Source organism: uncultured Nitratireductor sp. (assembly GCF_913053745.1).
Classification (GTDB): Bacteria; Pseudomonadota; Alphaproteobacteria; order Rhizobiales; family Rhizobiaceae; genus Nitratireductor.
This window is the reverse complement of sequence record NZ_CAJXGF010000106.1, coordinates 1-16,172: the sequence shown is the minus strand read 5'-3', so window position 1 is coordinate 16,172 and position 16,172 is coordinate 1. Positions and strand designations below refer to the sequence as shown.

17 protein-coding genes and 1 pseudogene are annotated in these 16,172 nt (G+C 60.4%); 14 read left to right on the top strand and 4 right to left on the bottom strand.

All coding sequences use genetic code 11. From position 1 onward, the window contains the following. Together QZ638_RS16325 and QZ638_RS16320 are read left to right on the top strand one after the other, a co-directional pair. Nucleotides 1–238 (top strand): annotated as a pseudogene (locus tag QZ638_RS16325) (hypothetical protein); the annotation flags it as partial. 80 nt (nt 239–318) lie between these two features. Further along, complete coding sequence (locus QZ638_RS16320; RefSeq protein WP_295812660.1) at nt 319–1,101, top strand: GGDEF domain-containing protein; 783 nt, start codon at nt 319–321, stop codon at nt 1,099–1,101. A 95-nt stretch (nt 1,102–1,196) separates the two neighbouring features. Here QZ638_RS16320 and QZ638_RS16315 read toward each other — a convergent pair whose 3' ends face one another. Next, complete coding sequence (locus QZ638_RS16315) at nt 1,197–3,083, bottom strand: ATP-binding protein (protein WP_295812657.1); 1,887 nt, start codon at nt 3,081–3,083, stop codon at nt 1,197–1,199. A gap of 336 nt (nt 3,084–3,419) precedes the next feature. Here QZ638_RS16315 and QZ638_RS16310 point away from each other — a divergent pair, with 336 nt between their 5' ends. The 5 genes from QZ638_RS16310 to QZ638_RS16290 all read left to right on the top strand — a co-directional run bounded on the left by QZ638_RS16310 (nt 3,420) and on the right by QZ638_RS16290 (nt 8,410). Then, nucleotides 3,420–5,222, top strand: a complete 1,803-nt coding sequence (locus QZ638_RS16310) for an acetolactate synthase 3 large subunit (protein WP_295812651.1) — start codon at nt 3,420–3,422, stop codon at nt 5,220–5,222. A gap of 83 nt (nt 5,223–5,305) precedes the next feature. Further along, nucleotides 5,306–5,878, top strand: a complete 573-nt coding sequence (gene ilvN / locus QZ638_RS16305; protein ID WP_295812649.1) for an acetolactate synthase small subunit — start codon at nt 5,306–5,308, stop codon at nt 5,876–5,878. A gap of 133 nt (nt 5,879–6,011) precedes the next feature. Next, on the top strand, nt 6,012–6,608 hold the full coding sequence (locus QZ638_RS16300) for a LysE family translocator (RefSeq protein WP_295812646.1): 597 nt from the start codon (nt 6,012–6,014) through the stop codon (nt 6,606–6,608). Between the two features lie 128 nt (nt 6,609–6,736). Then, complete coding sequence (locus tag QZ638_RS16295) at nt 6,737–7,231, top strand: hypothetical protein (RefSeq protein ID WP_295812644.1); 495 nt, start codon at nt 6,737–6,739, stop codon at nt 7,229–7,231. 51 nt (nt 7,232–7,282) lie between these two features. Then, the gene (locus tag QZ638_RS16290; RefSeq protein WP_295812642.1) at nt 7,283–8,410 is read left to right on the top strand and encodes an ATP-dependent RecD-like DNA helicase; all 1,128 of its coding nucleotides are present in this window, start codon (nt 7,283–7,285) and stop codon (nt 8,408–8,410) included. Nucleotides 8,411–8,419: 9 nt separating this feature from the next. On the opposite strand, the gene QZ638_RS16285 is transcribed toward QZ638_RS16290, so the two are convergent. Further along, entirely contained in the window at nt 8,420–8,827 is a 408-nt protein-coding gene (locus QZ638_RS16285) for an STAS/SEC14 domain-containing protein (RefSeq protein ID WP_295812639.1), read from the bottom strand. A 127-nt stretch (nt 8,828–8,954) separates the two neighbouring features. On the opposite strand from QZ638_RS16285, the gene QZ638_RS16280 reads away from it, so the two are divergent. The 5 genes from QZ638_RS16280 to QZ638_RS16260 all read left to right on the top strand — a co-directional run bounded on the left by QZ638_RS16280 (nt 8,955) and on the right by QZ638_RS16260 (nt 12,935). Next, nucleotides 8,955–9,695, top strand: a complete 741-nt coding sequence (locus QZ638_RS16280) for a pyridoxine 5'-phosphate synthase (protein ID WP_295812637.1) — start codon at nt 8,955–8,957, stop codon at nt 9,693–9,695. 115 nt (nt 9,696–9,810) lie between these two features. Further along, nucleotides 9,811–10,392 (top strand): hypothetical protein, encoded by a 582-nt coding sequence (locus QZ638_RS16275; RefSeq protein WP_295812634.1) that lies wholly within the window; start codon nt 9,811–9,813, stop codon nt 10,390–10,392. 346 nt (nt 10,393–10,738) lie between these two features. Continuing rightward, nucleotides 10,739–11,398, top strand: a complete 660-nt coding sequence (locus QZ638_RS16270) for a TetR/AcrR family transcriptional regulator (protein WP_295812632.1) — start codon at nt 10,739–10,741, stop codon at nt 11,396–11,398. 49 nt (nt 11,399–11,447) lie between these two features. Beyond that, nucleotides 11,448–12,467 carry a ketol-acid reductoisomerase gene (ilvC, locus tag QZ638_RS16265; RefSeq protein WP_295812629.1) on the top strand — a complete coding sequence of 340 codons (1,020 nt, stop codon included), beginning with the start codon at nt 11,448–11,450 and terminating at the stop codon, nt 12,465–12,467. Between the two features lie 180 nt (nt 12,468–12,647). Then, nucleotides 12,648–12,935, top strand: coding sequence for a PilZ domain-containing protein (locus QZ638_RS16260; RefSeq protein WP_295812627.1), 288 nt, complete (start codon nt 12,648–12,650; stop codon nt 12,933–12,935). A 162-nt stretch (nt 12,936–13,097) separates the two neighbouring features. On the opposite strand, the gene QZ638_RS16255 is transcribed toward QZ638_RS16260, so the two are convergent. Further along, nucleotides 13,098–13,361, bottom strand: coding sequence for an LptA/OstA family protein (locus tag QZ638_RS16255; protein WP_295812625.1), 264 nt, complete (start codon nt 13,359–13,361; stop codon nt 13,098–13,100). A 598-nt stretch (nt 13,362–13,959) separates the two neighbouring features. Here QZ638_RS16255 and QZ638_RS16250 point away from each other — a divergent pair. Further along, nucleotides 13,960–14,565 (top strand): glutathione S-transferase N-terminal domain-containing protein, encoded by a 606-nt coding sequence (locus QZ638_RS16250; RefSeq protein WP_295812624.1) that lies wholly within the window; start codon nt 13,960–13,962, stop codon nt 14,563–14,565. Continuing rightward, the gene (locus QZ638_RS16245) at nt 14,565–15,347 is read left to right on the top strand and encodes a methyltransferase domain-containing protein (RefSeq protein ID WP_295812620.1); all 783 of its coding nucleotides are present in this window, start codon (nt 14,565–14,567) and stop codon (nt 15,345–15,347) included. Before QZ638_RS16250 ends, QZ638_RS16245 begins: the two co-directional genes overlap by 1 nt. A gap of 309 nt (nt 15,348–15,656) precedes the next feature. Here QZ638_RS16245 and QZ638_RS16240 read toward each other — a convergent pair. After that, nucleotides 15,657–16,172 (bottom strand): phytanoyl-CoA dioxygenase family protein (locus QZ638_RS16240; protein WP_295812617.1); only part of this gene is annotated, 516 nt, incomplete at its 5' end.

Here is a 16,172-nt window from a genome sequence, read left to right as displayed (position 1 = left end):
GCCGGCGATGAAGCCCATCGGCGTGCGCGAACGGGCACCCTATTTGCGTGGCGAATGCGCGTTGGAAGATGCCATAGCCCGAGCCAAGACAGCGACGCGGCGTTATTCCAAGCGACAGGCGACGTGGTTCCGTCATCAGCTTGGCGAGGATTGGCACAGGCTGCCGCTTACGTGGGGGACGGTGTTGCCGAAAACGCTTGCCGAGCTCTCGGAGCGAAAGGTCAAAACCACGCGATAGAAGCATTTCCACTTGTGGAGATTAACCTTGCGTAAGTGAGACTGTGCGAGAAAGCGACAAAGGTTTTTCTCGGGGCAGGCATGCGCTTCCATAAGGCGGAATCCGCGTTTTTCGTTTTCATTTCCCTTGTGCTGAGCGCCGGTGGCTTGCTCGCCTATGCCTATTGGTTCTTGCGGTCCGATGTGAGCATGTTCCCCGCGCCGCCGGATCTGGGAAGCTTCATCCAGATTTTGTTCGTCATCGGGGTCCTTCTGGCGACGGCCATTATTTTCGGTGTTTTCTTCATTTACCCGCTGCTGCGCACCCAGGTGCGCGAGGAAGGAAAGCTGCGCGCCATGACGGAAACCCTCAGCGCGCGCTCTGAATCCCTTCAACACGCGGCGCTGACCGACAGCCTGACCGGCATGCAGAACCGTCGGTTTTTCGACGACGCCCTGCGCGAGTATCTTCAGGAGTTTCGCCGGATCGAGAAACCGGTTGGCCTGATGGTTCTCGACCTCGATCATTTCAAGCAGGTCAACGACACGCATGGGCACGATGTCGGTGACGATGTGCTGCGTGCCGTGGCGCGATGTCTGAAAGATCTAACCCGTTATCACGATGTGGTGGCGCGGATGGGCGGTGAGGAATTCGCCATCGTTGCGCCGAACATGAACGACGAATCGCTGGTAAAACTGGCCGAACGCATTCGCCGCGCGGTCGGCGCGCTGATGATCGAAACATCGAATGTGCACATCCGGGTTACGATCAGCGTCGGTCTGTCGATCTGGAACGGTCGGGAATCGGCCGAAGAGTTCTATCGCCGCGCCGACAAGATGCTGTACGAGGCCAAACGGTTGGGTCGCAACCGCGTCTGCGCCTGACAGGTCCGCCGGGATTCTTTTGCTCACGGAAACGGCGGTCGCAACGACACGACCGCGGTTTTCTTGCCATGATCGATCGGCCGGGGACGTGTCGGTCAGCGGGTTCCGAACCTGCTGCGCGGTTGGGGCGTTGCGCCAGCATGCCGGCTTGTGCCGGGCGATTCTCGCGACCAGGGGGCGGATGAAATCTCCTGCCGTTCGGCTGCCGTGACGTTCGATTGCGGGGCGTAGCCACGGTCTCCGGCCTGCAGACCGGCCGGTACGGGCGAACCGATGTCCGGGGCCGTATCGGTCTGTGTGCTGCGCACGGTTCGTCCGGTGTCGCGCAGGCGATTGACGATAGACGCCAGGTCCACTTCGCGGTCGATCTCCTCGGGGCTCGAGGCTTTGCGCTGTTCGCCGTCGCGAAGGCCGGGGAGGGCGTGCGGCGGCAGAGACTCGAACTTCATGCGCATGGTTGTCGCGACCCCTTCGCCGAAGGCGATTGCCTCGCGCCGGCCCATGGCCGAGAGGAAGGACAGCATGGATGCAGACGAATCCGCTATGGCCGACCGGATGATCGCCTGGTCCTGGTCATTGGCAAGCCGCATTGCGAACACGGTCGAGCACTGGGAGAGGACCGTCGGGTCGAGTTCGCCGGGCCGCTGTGTCACCACACCGAGATAGCAGCCATATTTGCGGCCTTCCTTGGCGATGCGGGCGAGCGCATGGCGGGTGGGCGCAAAGCCCAGCCGCGGGTCGGCCGGCATGTAGCGGTGGGCTTCCTCGCACACCACCAGAAGATTGAGCCTGCCCTCGCTCCACAATGCCAGGTCAAAGGCAAGGCGGGCCATGATGGAGCAGACGGAGTTGACCACCTCCGGGGGCATGCCCGCCATCTCGAAGCAAGTCACTGTCTTGCCGTGGCTGGGAATGCGGAAAAGCTTGCCGATCGTTTCGTGGATCGTGTCTTCGATAACGCGCGCGGCGAACATGAAACGGTAGCGCGGGTCGTTGACCGCCGCTTCTATGCGCGCTTTCAGGCTGCGGTAGAGCGGCCGCTCGGTCTTGGTGTCGAGCAAGCCGACCCGTTCGTCGATCTCCTTGAGAACATCGGCCATGCGGTAGGGCACCGGCGTATCGGCAGTCAGTCCGCCGCCATCGTTGTTCCGCCGCAACGCAGCCGAATTGCCCGGGTTGCGATAATGATGCTTGGCATTTGGAATGAGGTCGCGAAGCAATTCCACCTCTTCGGCGACCGGTTCGCGCCCGCGGAACAAGACTTCCACCAGTTCCTCCAGCCGAAACAGCCAGAAGGGGAGGTTCAGTGTGGTTGTGTCGACCCGGACCGCGTGTTCGGGCAGCGCCGAGGCAAATTCGTTGTGCGGATCGAGAATGAGCACGCGCAGATCCGGCCGGGATGCGATGGTCTTGCGCAGGAGAAGCGACACAGCCGAGGATTTGCCGACACCTGTGGTGCCGACCACGGCGAAGTGGCGGTTGAGCGTATCGTCTACGGCGATGCAGGCGTCGATGGCCTCATCCTGCGACAACTTGCCGACGACGGCCTGCTGGCGTCCTGCAAGGTCGTAGACCGCCTGCAGGTCGCGCGAGCGAATGCGGTGGGCCGGTGCGCCGATATGCGGATACTCGGTGATGCCCCGGTCGAAAACGGGCTCGGCGCCGCGGTCGCGCACCTCGCCGACCAGTTCGACGGATATGGCGATGGGGTTTGTTTCGTCGTTGCGCCAGCGGTGGTCGGGCCGTTCCACGGCGTAGACGAGACCGACCGTGCGCGTGGTTCCCAGATTGATGGAGATCATTTTGCCCACGGTCCAGTAATTGGGCTGGCCGTCATCGTCGATCTCGGTGTCGGCGGCGATGGTGGCGCGGGCGCCGTCGCAATGGACCACATGGCCGAGCAGACGCCTGCGCGGCTGATCGGCTGCGCGTCTTTCCTGCGACGTGGTTTCGCCTTGCGTCGTTCCGCCTTCCACAAACATTGTGCCACCCCATTATCCCTGATCGTGGACCCTAGGGGTATGAGGTTAAGACGCCGTGTTTGGGGATGGTTGAGGGCAGGTAAACAGGACCGTTCAACTGGTCTGCGCAAGCCGGTTGACGCGGCGTTCAAGCAACCTTATTGTGCGCATCCATGATGACAGGAAACATTCTTATCGTAGGAAGGCGCATGGGCAAGGCGGCGTAGCCGTCTGGCGAAAGCATCCCATGCGCGAAACAGAGGCTCCTTCGGGGGCCTTTTTTATTGGCCCGGTGTTTCTTCGGAGGCACGGGGCGGTTAAACAAACTTCGCCGGTAGACAGAACGGAAAGACCAAGATGAACAAGGCAGTGTCGGAGCCAGCAGCGGATATGTCCGCCCATCAGGAGATGACGGGGGCCGAAATCGTCGTTCAGGCGCTCAAGGACAACGGGGTCGAGAATATTTTCGGGTATCCCGGTGGCGCCGTACTCCCCATCTACGACGAACTTTTCCAACAGGAAGAGGTCCGGCACATCCTTGTACGCCACGAGCAGGGGGCGGGACATGCGGCGGAAGGCTATGCGCGTGCCACCGGCAAGGCCGGCGTGATGCTGGTGACCTCTGGTCCTGGCGCCACCAATGCGGTGACGCCTCTGCAGGACGCGCTGATGGATTCCATTCCGCTGGTGTGCATCAGCGGTCAGGTTCCCACCGCCCTGATTGGCTCCGATGCCTTTCAGGAATGCGACACCGTCGGCATCACCCGGCCTTGCACCAAGCACAACTGGCTGGTGAAGGACGTCAACCAGCTTGCGTCGATCATTCACGAGGCGTTCCACGTGGCGACCACGGGACGCCCCGGTCCGGTCGTGGTCGACATTCCCAAGGATATTCAGTTCGCCAAGGGCACCTACACGCCGCCGCAGACAGCCCCGCGCACCAGCTATCACCCGCAGGAGCAGGGCGACATCAATCAGATCAAGGCGGCGATCGAATTGATGGCGCATGCCAAAAAGCCTGTGATCTATTCGGGTGGCGGCGTCGTCAACGCCGGTCCCGAGGCGAGCCATCTCCTGCGCGAACTGGTCGAACTGACCGGCTTCCCCATCACCTCGACACTGATGGGGCTGGGTGCCTATCCCGCTTCGGGCGACAACTGGCTCGGCATGCTGGGGATGCACGGCACCTATGAAGCAAACATGGCCATGCACGATTGCGACGTGATGCTGTGCATCGGCGCGCGTTTCGATGACCGCATCACCGGCCGCCTCGATGCCTTCTCGCCCAACTCGCGTAAGATTCACATCGACATCGATCCATCATCGATCAACAAGAATGTCCGGGTCGACGTGCCCATCATCGGCGATGCCGGCCGCATTCTGGAAGACTTGGTGCGGTTGTGGCGCGCCACCACGAAGGCTGACAGGAGCGCGCTCAAGCCATGGTGGACGCAGATCGATATCTGGCGCGCACGCGATTCGCTGGCTTACAGGCCGAATGACGACGTCATCATGCCGCAATACGCGATCCAGCGACTGTACGAACTGACCAGGGATCGCGACGTTTATGTCACGACCGAAGTCGGTCAGCATCAGATGTGGGCCGCGCAGCATTTCGGCTTCGAAGCGCCCAATCGCTGGATGACATCGGGCGGTCTGGGCACAATGGGTTATGGCCTGCCGGCGGCGCTCGGCGTTCAGATCGCGCATCCGGATGCACTGGTCGTCGACATCGCCGGCGATGCCTCCGTGCAGATGACGATCCAGGAGATGAGCGCTGCGGTGCAGCATAATGCGCCGATCAAGATCTTCATTCTGAACAACCAGTATATGGGCATGGTTCGCCAGTGGCAGCAGCTTCTGCATGGCAACCGCCTGTCGCACTCCTACACGGAGGCGATGCCCGATTTCGTCAAACTGGCGGAAGCTTATGGCTGCCATGGCATCATGTGCGACAAGCCTGCTGCGCTCGACGACGCCATCCGCGAGATGATCGAGGTGAACAAGCCGGTGATTTTCGATTGCCGTGTGGCGGCGCTCGCCAACTGCTTCCCCATGATCCCGTCCGGCAAGGCGCATAACGAGATGCTGCTGCCCGACGAGGCGAGCGACGACGTGGTCGCCAACGCGATCGACGAGAAGGGCAGGCAATTGGTCTGACGGTTTCGGAGCGCCTCGCCCAGCGGGTGATGCGCTTTGTTTTCAGTCCGTTACACGATGGTTTTGCAAAAGAGATTCATGCAATGAACGCGCAGCTACAACCCACCGGCTCTGCCTATTTCATCACCAAGGAAACCGAAGCCGCCGAGACGCATACACTGGCGATCCTCGTCGACAACGAACCGGGCGTTCTGGCCCGGGTGATCGGCCTGTTCTCCGGTCGCGGCTACAACATCGACAGCCTCACCGTTTCCGAGACCGAGCATGAGCGCCATCTTTCGCGCATCACAATCGTGACGCGCGGGACGGGCCATGTGCTCGAGCAGATCAAGCATCAGCTCGAGCGTATCGTTCCGGTTCACCGCGTGGTGGATCTTTCCGTTGTCGCCGACGAACGTGGCCACGACCGCCCGATGGAGCGCGAGCTGGCGCTGGTCAAGGTTCGTGGAGAAGGGGACAACCGTGTCGAGGCTCTGCGCCTGGCGGATGCTTTCCGCGCGCAGGTGATCGATGCCAACACCGAGCACTTCATCTTCGAGATCACGGGCCGTGTCTCCAAGATCGAACAGTTTATAGCGATCATGAAGCCGCTGGGACTGGTCGAGGTCTGCCGCACCGGCGTGGCGGCCATGAACCGGGGCCCCGACGGCATGTAGGCGTCGCCTCCAACCGGAGCGGGGGACAATTTTTCGGGCCTGGGGGACAAGTTTCACATGGCTTGTGCCTGAAGGCGGGTCGATAATGCTGTCCTTATTGCCCGTGCGCCGGGTGTCTTTCGGGAGCGAATGGTTGTCATTCGACGTCTTTCTTGCCTTGCTGGTCTTTTCTTTCGTTTCTTCGGTGACCCCGGGTCCCAACAATTTCATGCTGTTGGCCTCCGGCGTGAATTTCGGGTTCCGGCGTACCATTCCGCACATGCTCGGTATCGCCGGCGGCTTCGCGTCACTGCTTCTTGCCGTTGGATTCGGCCTCGGTGCATTGCTTACCGCGGCGCCCGCATTGCATCTGGTTTTGAAGATCGTCGGAGGCGGCTATCTGCTCTATCTCGCCTGGCGTATCGCCATGTCGCGCGCGCTCGGGCAGGGCGGTGACGGCAAGGCGGTGCCGATGACGTTTTTTGAGGCCGCCGCCTTCCAGTGGGTGAACCCGAAGGCTTGGGTGATGGCGTTGACCGCGATGGCGGTTTACACCGACCCTGCCGCCCCCTTTCTCACCGTCCTTCTGGTGGCGCTCGCCTTCGTTGTCGTGAATTTTCCCAGCGTGTCCGTATGGGCCGGTTTCGGTGTCGCGCTTCGCGGTTTCCTTGCCGATCCGGTGCGTCTCAAATGGTTCAACATTGTCATGGGCCTGGCGCTCGCCGCGACCCTTTGGCCGATGCTCCGCTAGGTCCTGCCTTTAGAGGCGGCGCTTCATGTGGGCAGGCCGCACAAACCAGACGTTCGCGAGGCGATTTCAACTGGATAATTAGCCGGCTATATGTTTAAGTGCCGCGGCTTGGGTCACGGAGTGATCGTATGGCACGGTTCGATGAGACCGCTGTCACATGCCGATTGTTCATCGCGATGATTGTCGCGTGCGTTCTGCTGTTCGCCATCGGCTGGATGACCTATGAGGTCTCGGACGACCGACCGCTTCTGGATGTTCTCGGTGGCGAGCTCACGATTGACCACACCAGTTCGGAAATTCACTACGATCTTCTGGTGAAGCAAATCAGGCATCTTCGCCATGGAGCGATCATCGAGGTAAGTTTCGAGGATCCCGCCGGCAATGGCTATTATGTGGTGCGAAAGAGAGTGCAGCGCTGGCGCAAGCGATACAATCTGCGCTCGCCACCGGTCTGCGGGGTGAGGGCCCGCAAACGCTATCTCGTCATGCTCCGTGTGCTCAATGACAATGGCAAGGATGAATTGTGGAGCGACATTCTCCACGTAACGACCCATTTGGGGGAGGACATCATGCCGGAACCGCCTGTCACCACGTGGCCCGGCCGGGACCTGTCGCCGCATTAATAGAGCGATTGCGGCCTGTTCAGGCGGGGGCGAATCTGCTTTTTGGAGCGCATGGAGTTTTCCCCGCAACAGGATGCAGCGCTGAATGCCGTAGCGCGCTGGCTGAAGGCCGGTCAAAGCCAGATTTTCCGCCTGTTCGGTTATGCCGGTACGGGCAAGACCACACTGGCGCGTTACTTTGCCGAGCACGTCGACGGCGAGGTTCAGTTCGCCGCTTTTACCGGCAAGGCCGCGCAGGTTCTGCGGTCGCGCGGAGCCACCAACGCCCGCACCATCCATTCACTGATCTATCGTCCACGTGGTGAGGAAGAGGTGGAAGACGAGGTGACCGGACGCACCTCCATGTCGCCGACCTTTTCGCTCAACCGTCAAAGTCCTATCGCCAAGGCGGCGATGGTCATCATCGACGAGTGCTCCATGGTGGACGAGGCCTTGGGACGCGACCTCCTGTCGTTCGGAACGCCGATCCTCGTTCTGGGCGATCCCGGTCAGCTTCCGCCGATTTCCGGCGGCGGTTTTTTCACCGAGCACGAACCGGACCATCTCCTGACGGAAATCCATCGTCAGGCGCGCGACAATCCCATTATCCAGCTTGCGCTCGACGTGCGAGAGGGGCGGGAGATTTCATATGGCGATTACGGCGCGGCGCAGGTCATCTCCAAGGCCGAGGTCGATCAGGATTTGGTGCTTTCGGCCGATCAGGTGCTTGTGGGCACCAATCGGACTCGTCGTCGCTACAATCAGCGCTTGCGCGAGCTCAAAGGGTTCGATGCCGGTTATCCGCAGGCTGGCGACAAGCTCGTGTGTCTGCGCAACGACCCCGCCAAGGGGCTTTTGAACGGTTCGCTGTGGAAGGTGATGACTTCGTCGCGCGAGACGGTCAAACCCGGCATCAATCTGCTGGTTTCGCCCGAGGAGGACGATCCCGATCGCGGCGTGGCCAAGATCAAGCTCTTGAAAGCCGCGTTCGAAGATCCGGAAGCCGACATACCCTGGCAAACGAAGAAGCGCTTTGACGATTTCGACTACGGGTATGCGCTGACCGTGCACAAGGCACAGGGCTCTCAATGGGACGAAGTGGTGCTTTTCGACGAGAGCTATGCGTTCCGGGACACGCGCCAGCGCTGGCTTTACACCGCCGTCACCCGAGCTTCGGAGCGGTTGACCATCGTCCGCTAGAGGGGTTCCTCACGTCGGCGTCGGACCGGGTTCGGCCTCCAGCCATTGCCAGGCTTCCTCGACCTTTTCATAGGGAAAATACTCCATTTCCATCGAGAAGAACGGGCGGAAGAAGGCGATGGTGGTGCCCATCCAGGCCGGCCCTCCGGCCACCGCGTATCTGCGGATGTGCTTGAGCGCGTTGGTCTTGCCCGTCATTGTCTGTTCCTTGAAGGCCGCCTGCCAGTCGAAGCCCTCGTAATCGTGGATAATGACCAGAACGTCGATCTTGTCGTGCACCTCGTAGGCACCTTCCAGAAGCCCGTAAAGATTTTCCATATCCGACGCGGTGACATGGCCGACGATCTCGAACGCGTAGGCATCGTCGCGGTTGGTCTCGATGCGCCGCACATTGGGGGGATTGTCGTTGATGGTCATACCCTTGCTCCTGACCGCTCTCCCACTTGCATAAACCGACAACGCGATCTGGGCCCTGTCCGTTCCTTGCCGAACGCGCTATGCAGCGATGACATCGCACGTTGAGCCACAAGGAAGCGGACACACAATGCCGGCAAAACTCTCCGTCAATCTCAATGCCGTCGCCATGTTGCGCAATCGGCGCGATCTGCCCTGGCCGAGTGTGACGGGACTCGGCCGCATCGCGCTTGAGGCTGGCGCCTGTGGTTTGACCGTGCATCCCCGCCCGGATCAGCGTCATATCCGCTTTTCCGATCTGCCGGAAATCCGGGCGTTGATCGACGACGAGTTTCCCGACCGTGAATTCAACATCGAGGGTTATCCTTCCGAGGATTTTCTGATGCTGGTGGAAGAGCATCAGCCGGAACAGGTGACGCTGGTGCCCGACGATCCGGCGCAGGCCACCTCGGACCATGGCTGGGACTTCGCAGGGCAGGGAGGTTTTCTCGGGCCCATCGTCGCGCGGCTGAAGAAGCAAGGCTTTCGCGTGTCGCTCTTCGCCGATCCCGATCCCGATCAGGTGCCGGCGGCGGCGGATCTGGGGGCGGATCGGATCGAGCTTTACACCGGACCTTACAGCGCTTGCCACGAAGATTCCGAAAAAGCCTCTATCGAACTGGAAAAGATTGGAAAAACGGCCGCCGCCGCCGCCGCGCAGGGGCTCGGTGTCAATGCCGGACACGATCTCACGGTTGCCAATCTTCCTGCTTTGGCGCGCCGCGTGCCCGCACTTTGCGAAGTATCGATCGGTCATGGGTTGACCGCCGACGCGCTCGAACACGGCATGGCCGAGACCGTGCGCCGGTTCATGCGCGCCTGCGATGGCTAGCGGCATCTCTAAATCGCCCGCAAATGGTCACGGCATTGCCGCGAGCGTTAACGCGCCCCGATAGGGTTTCTTAGGATTCCCTAACGTATGGATGGGCCCGGTTTAGAGGTGTTCCATGCGTATCGTTGCAGTGTCCGTGCTGCTCGCGCTGGCGTTGGCAGGCTGTGCCTCGACGCCGCGCAGCATTAACAATGTGTGTTCCGTTTTCGACCAGAAGCAGAGCTTTTTCGGCGGCTGGTATACGCAGGCCAAGCGTGCCGAGCGCAAATACGGCGTGCCGGCAGAGGTCCTGATGGCGACCATCCGCATCGAATCCGGCTTCGACGCCGATGCACGGCCGCCGCGTCGTAAGCTGCTCGGTTTCATCCCCTGGAAGCGCGCCTCCAGCGCTTATGGTTATTCCCAGGCTCTGGATGGCACCTGGCAGAGCTACAAGCGCGAGACGGGCAATCCGATGGCGCGGCGGAGCAGTTTCGCCGATGCGGTGGATTTCGTCGGCTGGTATCACCAGACCAGTTACCGCACCAATGGCGTGGCCCTTAACGACGCTTACGGTCTGTATCTCAACTATTACGCCGGCCATGCAGGCTATCGACGTGGCGTGTGGCGCAACAATCCGCAGATGCAGAAATCCGCCCGCAAGGCTGCGAGCATGGCTAGCAGTTACGCGCAGCAGATGCGTCAGTGCGGGCGTTAATGGCGATGCCATGCGCAGGGTTCTCCAGGCGTAAAGAAGGCAGTTTTTCTGCCAGTGGTTACCCCTAAGGAACCATTTGGCCCGTTGACGCAGATCCTACGCGATCTCCGCCGCTCCATGTTCGGGCCCTTCACGACCTGGTGTGCTGGGCGCAGGACAATCACGCGGCCGCGCTCGTCGCGCGCGAGCGCTTCGATCAGGCGAGTTGACCGCGAAGCCGCTCGGCTCTCACCTTTCCACATTGTCGTAGAAGGCTTCTATCGGCGCAAACCCGCTTGCATTCTGTTGGCCCGTATGACAGAACCGTACCGTACGGTACGATCCATAATCGGGGACAGCGACCTTCGTGCGCCACAAGCCGGAAACGCAGGATACATTCACACCGCGCCAGCGCGCGGTTCTGGACAAGGCACTCGGGCTTCTGATGGAAGGCGGCGAGCGCGCGTTGACGACAGCTGGGCTGGCGCGCGCGGCCAACTGTTCCAAGGAAAGCCTCTACAAATGGTTCGGTGACCGCGACGGGCTTCTGGCTGCCATGATCGCTCATCAGGCGAGCAAGGTGCGCGCCCGGATCGACAGCGGCGAGAGGCTCGATCTCGACCGGTTCCGCGCACATTTGGTGGATTTCGCAAATGATCTCTTGCAGGTTTTGGGCGGCGATGTATCGCTGGCGCTTAACCGGTTGGCCATAGGACAGGCCAGCCGGGAAGGCAGCCGGCTTGGAGCGCTCCTGATCGAGCGAGGCCGGCATGGTATTGATAAACGTGCCGGCGCGCTTTTGGAGGCCGGCAGGCAACGTGGTCTGATCTCCTACAACGACCGCGATTCTGCCTATCACACATTGTATGGCCTGATTGTGCGCGACCTTCATGTGCGCATGCTTCTGGGCGAGGCCGGCGTGCGCCGGCCCGAGCATTACGCCGCTCTCGCAGAGGAGGCGGTGGACCGGTTTTTCGTTCTCTTCGGAGCGCGGGAAAACGAGACGACGCGCGCGGATAGGCTCTGAGGCGGTCGAGAATACACAACAGTGAGTTGGATCAAGAAAGGAATTGAGTATGCGGGTTTATTATGATCGCGATGCCGATCTCAATCTCATCAAGGGCAAGAAGGTCGCCATCATCGGTTATGGCAGCCAGGGGCGCGCGCACGCATTGAACCTGAAGGATTCCGGTGTCAAGGACATCGCCGTTGCGTTGCGTGCCGGTTCGGCAACCGCCAAGAAGGTCGAGGCCGACGGTCTCAAGGTGATGACGGTAGCCGAGGCGGCCGGGTGGGCCGATCTGATGATGATGGCCACGCCCGACGAGCTGCAGGCCGGTATCTACAATGCCGAAATCGCGCCGAATATCCGCGACGGTGCGGCCATCGCTTTCGCACACGGTCTCAATGTGCATTTCGGCCTGATCGAGCCGAAAAAGTCTGTCGATGTGCTCATGGTTGCGCCGAAGGGCCCGGGTCACACCGTGCGCGGCGAATACGAAAAGGGCGGCGGCGTGCCTTGCCTTGTCGCCGTTCATCAGGACGCTTCGGGCAATGCGCTGGACCTTGGCCTGTCCTACGCCTGCGGTGTCGGCGGCGGTCGCTCCGGCGTGATCGAAACCACGTTCCGCGAAGAGTGCGAGACGGATCTGTTCGGTGAGCAGGTCGTTCTGTGCGGCGGTCTGGTCGAGCTCATCCGCGCCGGCTTCGAGACGCTGGTCGAGGGCGGCTACGCGCCTGAAATGGCCTATTTCGAGTGCCTGCACGAAGTGAAGCTCATCGTCGACCTCATTTATGAGGGCGGCATCGCCAACATGAATTACTCGATCTCAAACACTGCCGAGTGGGGCGAGTACGTTACCGGTCCGCGCATCATCACGGCCGAAACCAAGGCGGAAATGAAGCGCGTTCTCCACGACATCCAGTCCGGCCGCTTCACCACCGAGTGGATGCAGGAATGGCACGCCGGCGCCGCCCGTTTCAAGGCCACCCGTCGCCTGAACGACGAGCATCCGATCGAGGAAGTGGGCGAGAAGCTGCGCGGCATGATGCCGTGGATCTCCAAGAACAAGCTGGTGGACAAGGAAAAGAACTAGTTCTTTCTGCATTGTCATTACAGAAGGCCGCGGCATCGCCCGCGGCCTTTCTCTTTGCTGATCTGGACTCTTGGCTGGTCCGGATCGCTTTTTGCCTTGTCCCGGGATGAAACAGGTTTCTGGCACGTTTTTCGCTCAGTAAGGCGTGATGGAACCACTCATCGCGAGGAGGTGAAGGTGATGTCGGACACGAAAACAGGCCCGGACCCGGAGCGTCCGGTTCCCGCCGAACGGCGCGAGGCTGCCCGTGAAGACGCGGAACGACGCGCCAAGTTGTACTGGAAGAATGGCGAATGCATGCTTCTTGGCGTTGTGCTGGATTTCAGCGATGAGGGTGCCCGTATCCGCTTCGGCGATATCTGCGCGGTTCCCGATGCGGTTTATGTCGAGATCGAAGGCAGCGATCGCGTGCGGCCGGCGGTGATCCGCTGGCGCAGCTTAACCGAGATCGGCGTCGCATTTGAATGAGGCGCGGAGGTTGGCTCGGCCACGGGGCAAGCGAGGGTAAGCGGACGCTCCTTTGCCGAGATTGGATTTCTCGTCCCTTACCCGCCGAAATCGACCTGGACTGTTCAAAGATGGCGAGACCTTGTTCGAAGTTGAACCCCGGTCTCGCCCGAGGCCGCGGACCTATTTCGATGTGTCTTCGCGCTCGCTGGCCGCTTCGATGATTGTTCTGCCGTCCTTGACGGATATCGTGGCCCTGTCCATGTGGATTTCGGTGTTTTCGTCTGTCAGTACGACATTGCCGCTGGCATGCATGATGTTGTCGTCATCCACTTCGATGGAGTCAGCGTTCACCTCGAAACGGTCGAAACGTGGGGCCTCGTTTGCTGCAAGCACGGGGCTGGCGAGAAAAAGAACTGATACAACGGAAAAAACTGTTCTATACATTTGGTAAAAATCCATTCGTTAATCGTCTCCCGCGCCGTCACACGTGACGGAACTTTGCGACTTAAATGAGGGCAGATCATTCCGACCTCCACATAAAGGTCAACACGTGTGTCTGAGGTGGAAGCACGCCCCGAAACCGATATCCGGTATCGTCTCGAAGCAAGTCGAAGCTCTCGAATTCGCGCGCCTCCTCATGGCACCGTCGCCGTTTTGCATGTTCAGGCGAGAAGTAAATCGTTGCTCGCGCGGGTCGATAACGGGGCGAATGCGTATCCACAGCGCGTCTTGTGTAGGCCTAATCTCGTTCGGCCAGGCGTAAGGGGTGGGCGCGCCTTTCGTGCAGTTTGTCGAATACCGTCTGTTCTTTGCGGTGTTCGTCTATTGATTCTTTTCAGAATTTAATTCGTGTGTTTTTATAAATTGCCGAATGAAATTCGGTTTTACCTGCTTATCGGAGTGACGCGGCGAGTGGCGCGAATCCGACCCGTGATGACTGAACACAGACTCTTCTGTCTGGCTTTTTCGGCGGCGCGCTCTCACGGATCCGCTGCACGGCGCATAGGCTCGCACTCGTTTGTCCGCATGAATGGAGCTGGTCATGAAATTCTTTTTTGCCCCTGAGTTCAGCAGCCTTGCCGGTCATATTGCGCTTCTGGAAACCGGTTTCGCATTCGACATCGTGGAGGTCGATATCGAAACGAGACAGCTTGGCGATGGAAGCAGCTACCTTGCCATCAACTCCAAGGGACTGGTGCCCGCCTTGATGCTGGACGATGGCGCAGTCCTCACGGAGAATGTGGCTATTCTTACCTGGATTGCCGACCAGGCGCCGGAATTAGCGCCGTCCGGGGCGCTGGGGCGCTATCGGTTGCTGGAGACGCTCAGCCTCATCGCCATCGAGATCCACAAGCGGTTTCCGATTTACTTTTCGCTTCCGGAGGACGCCCGCGAAACGCTTGAAGTCGATATCGTACGGTGGTTCGGCTTCCTTGCCCCGTATATCAACCGCGATTGCCTCTTCGGTGAGGCATTCGGCGTGGCGGACGCCTATCTCTTCGTCATGGCGCGGGGTGCGCTCGAGATGGGGTTTTCGTTGGGTGAACCGTATCGAAACTATGTGTCACGCATCGAAGCGCGGCCGACCGTGCAACTGGCATTGAGCCGGGAACGGAAACAGAGTCGGCCAGAACGGGAGGCGCGGTGATGGCGGTCGACCGCGCAGATTTCTACGACGCCGAACTCAGACGGCATCATCAACATTTCCGCGCCGCAATGGACGTCGGCCTGCACGACCGCGTGCTTGATATAGGCTGCGGTGCCGGACAATCGACGCGGGACGCGGCCCGCGCTGCAAAGATGGGAAGCGCCCTCGGCGTGGATGTTTCGCAGGAGATGCTCGAAGTCGCCCGTCAACGGTGTGCGGAGGCGGGGCTGGGCAACGTCGCCTTCGAACTGGGCGATGCCCAGGTGCACGGTTTCCCGGCCGCGTGTTTCGACCTTTGTATCAGCCGCTTCGGTACGATGTTCTTTGCCCACCCGACGATCGCGTTTGCAAATGTCGGTCGGGCGATGCGGCCCGACGGGCGTCTTGTGTTGATGGTTTGGCAGCCCTTTGCGTGCAATGAATGGGCGCTTGCCATTCAGCATGCTTTGACGCCTGCCGGTTTCTCTTCCGGAGACGACAGCCCGGCCTTCTCATTGGGCGACCCCCGCGTGACGGAATGCGTTCTGACTGCGGCCGGCTTTGCATCGGTCGATTTCACCGAGGTCCACGAACCCGTCTTTTACGGCTCGGACGTCGATGCCGCGCATGAGGCCGTCATCGATGTTTTTCTTACGGAGGACCAGCGTGCGGCTATGGCTCCGTTTGCCGACAAGCCGCTTCCGCAGTTGCACCACCTGCTGGAGGCGCATTCGACCGATGAAGGGGTGTTGTTCGATTCGCGCGCCTGGATCGTGACAGCGCATTGGGCTGGGTATCGGTGAAGACGCCGGGTTTGCGACCGGCTCCAGATCCGGACACGGTTCGAACCTTTCGCGGTCATAGCTGGGATTGCTTGAAGGTGAAATTACCTCACAGGCTCGATCATCTTTGCCGTGCTGTGCATGTCACCGGATGGGTGTATCGCTTGGCGGTAAGGGGGCGCAGGGGCGCTGGCTAAGTTGCGGGACACAAAAGCGCGTTTGTTTGCACGCAACAACCGATACGGATTTCGGCGGTCAGTCTCGCCGGTGTGTTGAAATGTGATTTGGTGCCAAGGCGGGGCGGCTTTCGCACCGCCCCCTTCCTCTACCTCATTCCCAAGCCTTCAACCCCAAGAGCTTTTCCCCCAGTTCCGTGAGCTTGGCGGTCTCGGCATTTTTCTTCTCCCAATCGCGCGGATCGCCGGGGAATGCGTCGCGTTTGGGGTGATCCAGTTCGCGCCAAAGGCGGATGCGCTCTTTCCGTTCTTCTTCGTTCTCGTATTCGGCCGGGTGCATCGACACATATTGCGCCATCCGCACGCGGTCTTTCGAATGGTTGGGGCGCACACCATGCGCCAGCAGCGAGTTGAAGATCAGAAGGTCGCCGGCATCCATGTCGATATTGGTGATCGAGAAGCCGGTCGTGTCCGGGTGCATCGGATCGCGATCATCAGGTTGGGTTTTCACCCATTCGTCGAAATGCTCGAACAGTTCGGGTATGCACTGGAAACCGCCCACATCGCCGTCTTGTTTTTTCAGGCTCAAGACACCTTGGACGCCGATGGGCAACGGCCTGATCGACGTGTCGGCGTCCCAGTGTATGAAGCCGTTGGGATTGCCCGGGTT

Bases quoted from the DNA above. Each gene is read 5' to 3' on its own strand.
- QZ638_RS16320 (WP_295812660.1), top strand. From the start codon at position 319: ATGCGCTTCCATAAGGCGGAATCCGCGTTTTTCGTTTTCATTTCCCTT.
- QZ638_RS16315 (WP_295812657.1), bottom strand. From the start codon at position 3,083: ATGTTTGTGGAAGGCGGAACGACGCAAGGCGAAACCACGTCGCAGGAA.
- QZ638_RS16310 (WP_295812651.1), top strand. From the start codon at position 3,420: ATGAACAAGGCAGTGTCGGAGCCAGCAGCGGATATGTCCGCCCATCAG.
- ilvN (WP_295812649.1), top strand. From the start codon at position 5,306: ATGAACGCGCAGCTACAACCCACCGGCTCTGCCTATTTCATCACCAAG.
- QZ638_RS16295 (WP_295812644.1), top strand. From the start codon at position 6,737: ATGGCACGGTTCGATGAGACCGCTGTCACATGCCGATTGTTCATCGCG.
- QZ638_RS16290 (WP_295812642.1), top strand. From the start codon at position 7,283: ATGGAGTTTTCCCCGCAACAGGATGCAGCGCTGAATGCCGTAGCGCGC.
- QZ638_RS16285 (WP_295812639.1), bottom strand. From the start codon at position 8,827: ATGACCATCAACGACAATCCCCCCAATGTGCGGCGCATCGAGACCAAC.
- QZ638_RS16280 (WP_295812637.1), top strand. From the start codon at position 8,955: ATGCCGGCAAAACTCTCCGTCAATCTCAATGCCGTCGCCATGTTGCGC.
- QZ638_RS16275 (WP_295812634.1), top strand. From the start codon at position 9,811: ATGCGTATCGTTGCAGTGTCCGTGCTGCTCGCGCTGGCGTTGGCAGGC.
- ilvC (WP_295812629.1), top strand. From the start codon at position 11,448: ATGCGGGTTTATTATGATCGCGATGCCGATCTCAATCTCATCAAGGGC.
- QZ638_RS16260 (WP_295812627.1), top strand. From the start codon at position 12,648: ATGTCGGACACGAAAACAGGCCCGGACCCGGAGCGTCCGGTTCCCGCC.
- QZ638_RS16255 (WP_295812625.1), bottom strand. From the start codon at position 13,361: ATGTATAGAACAGTTTTTTCCGTTGTATCAGTTCTTTTTCTCGCCAGC.
- QZ638_RS16250 (WP_295812624.1), top strand. From the start codon at position 13,960: ATGAAATTCTTTTTTGCCCCTGAGTTCAGCAGCCTTGCCGGTCATATT.
- QZ638_RS16245 (WP_295812620.1), top strand. From the start codon at position 14,565: ATGGCGGTCGACCGCGCAGATTTCTACGACGCCGAACTCAGACGGCAT.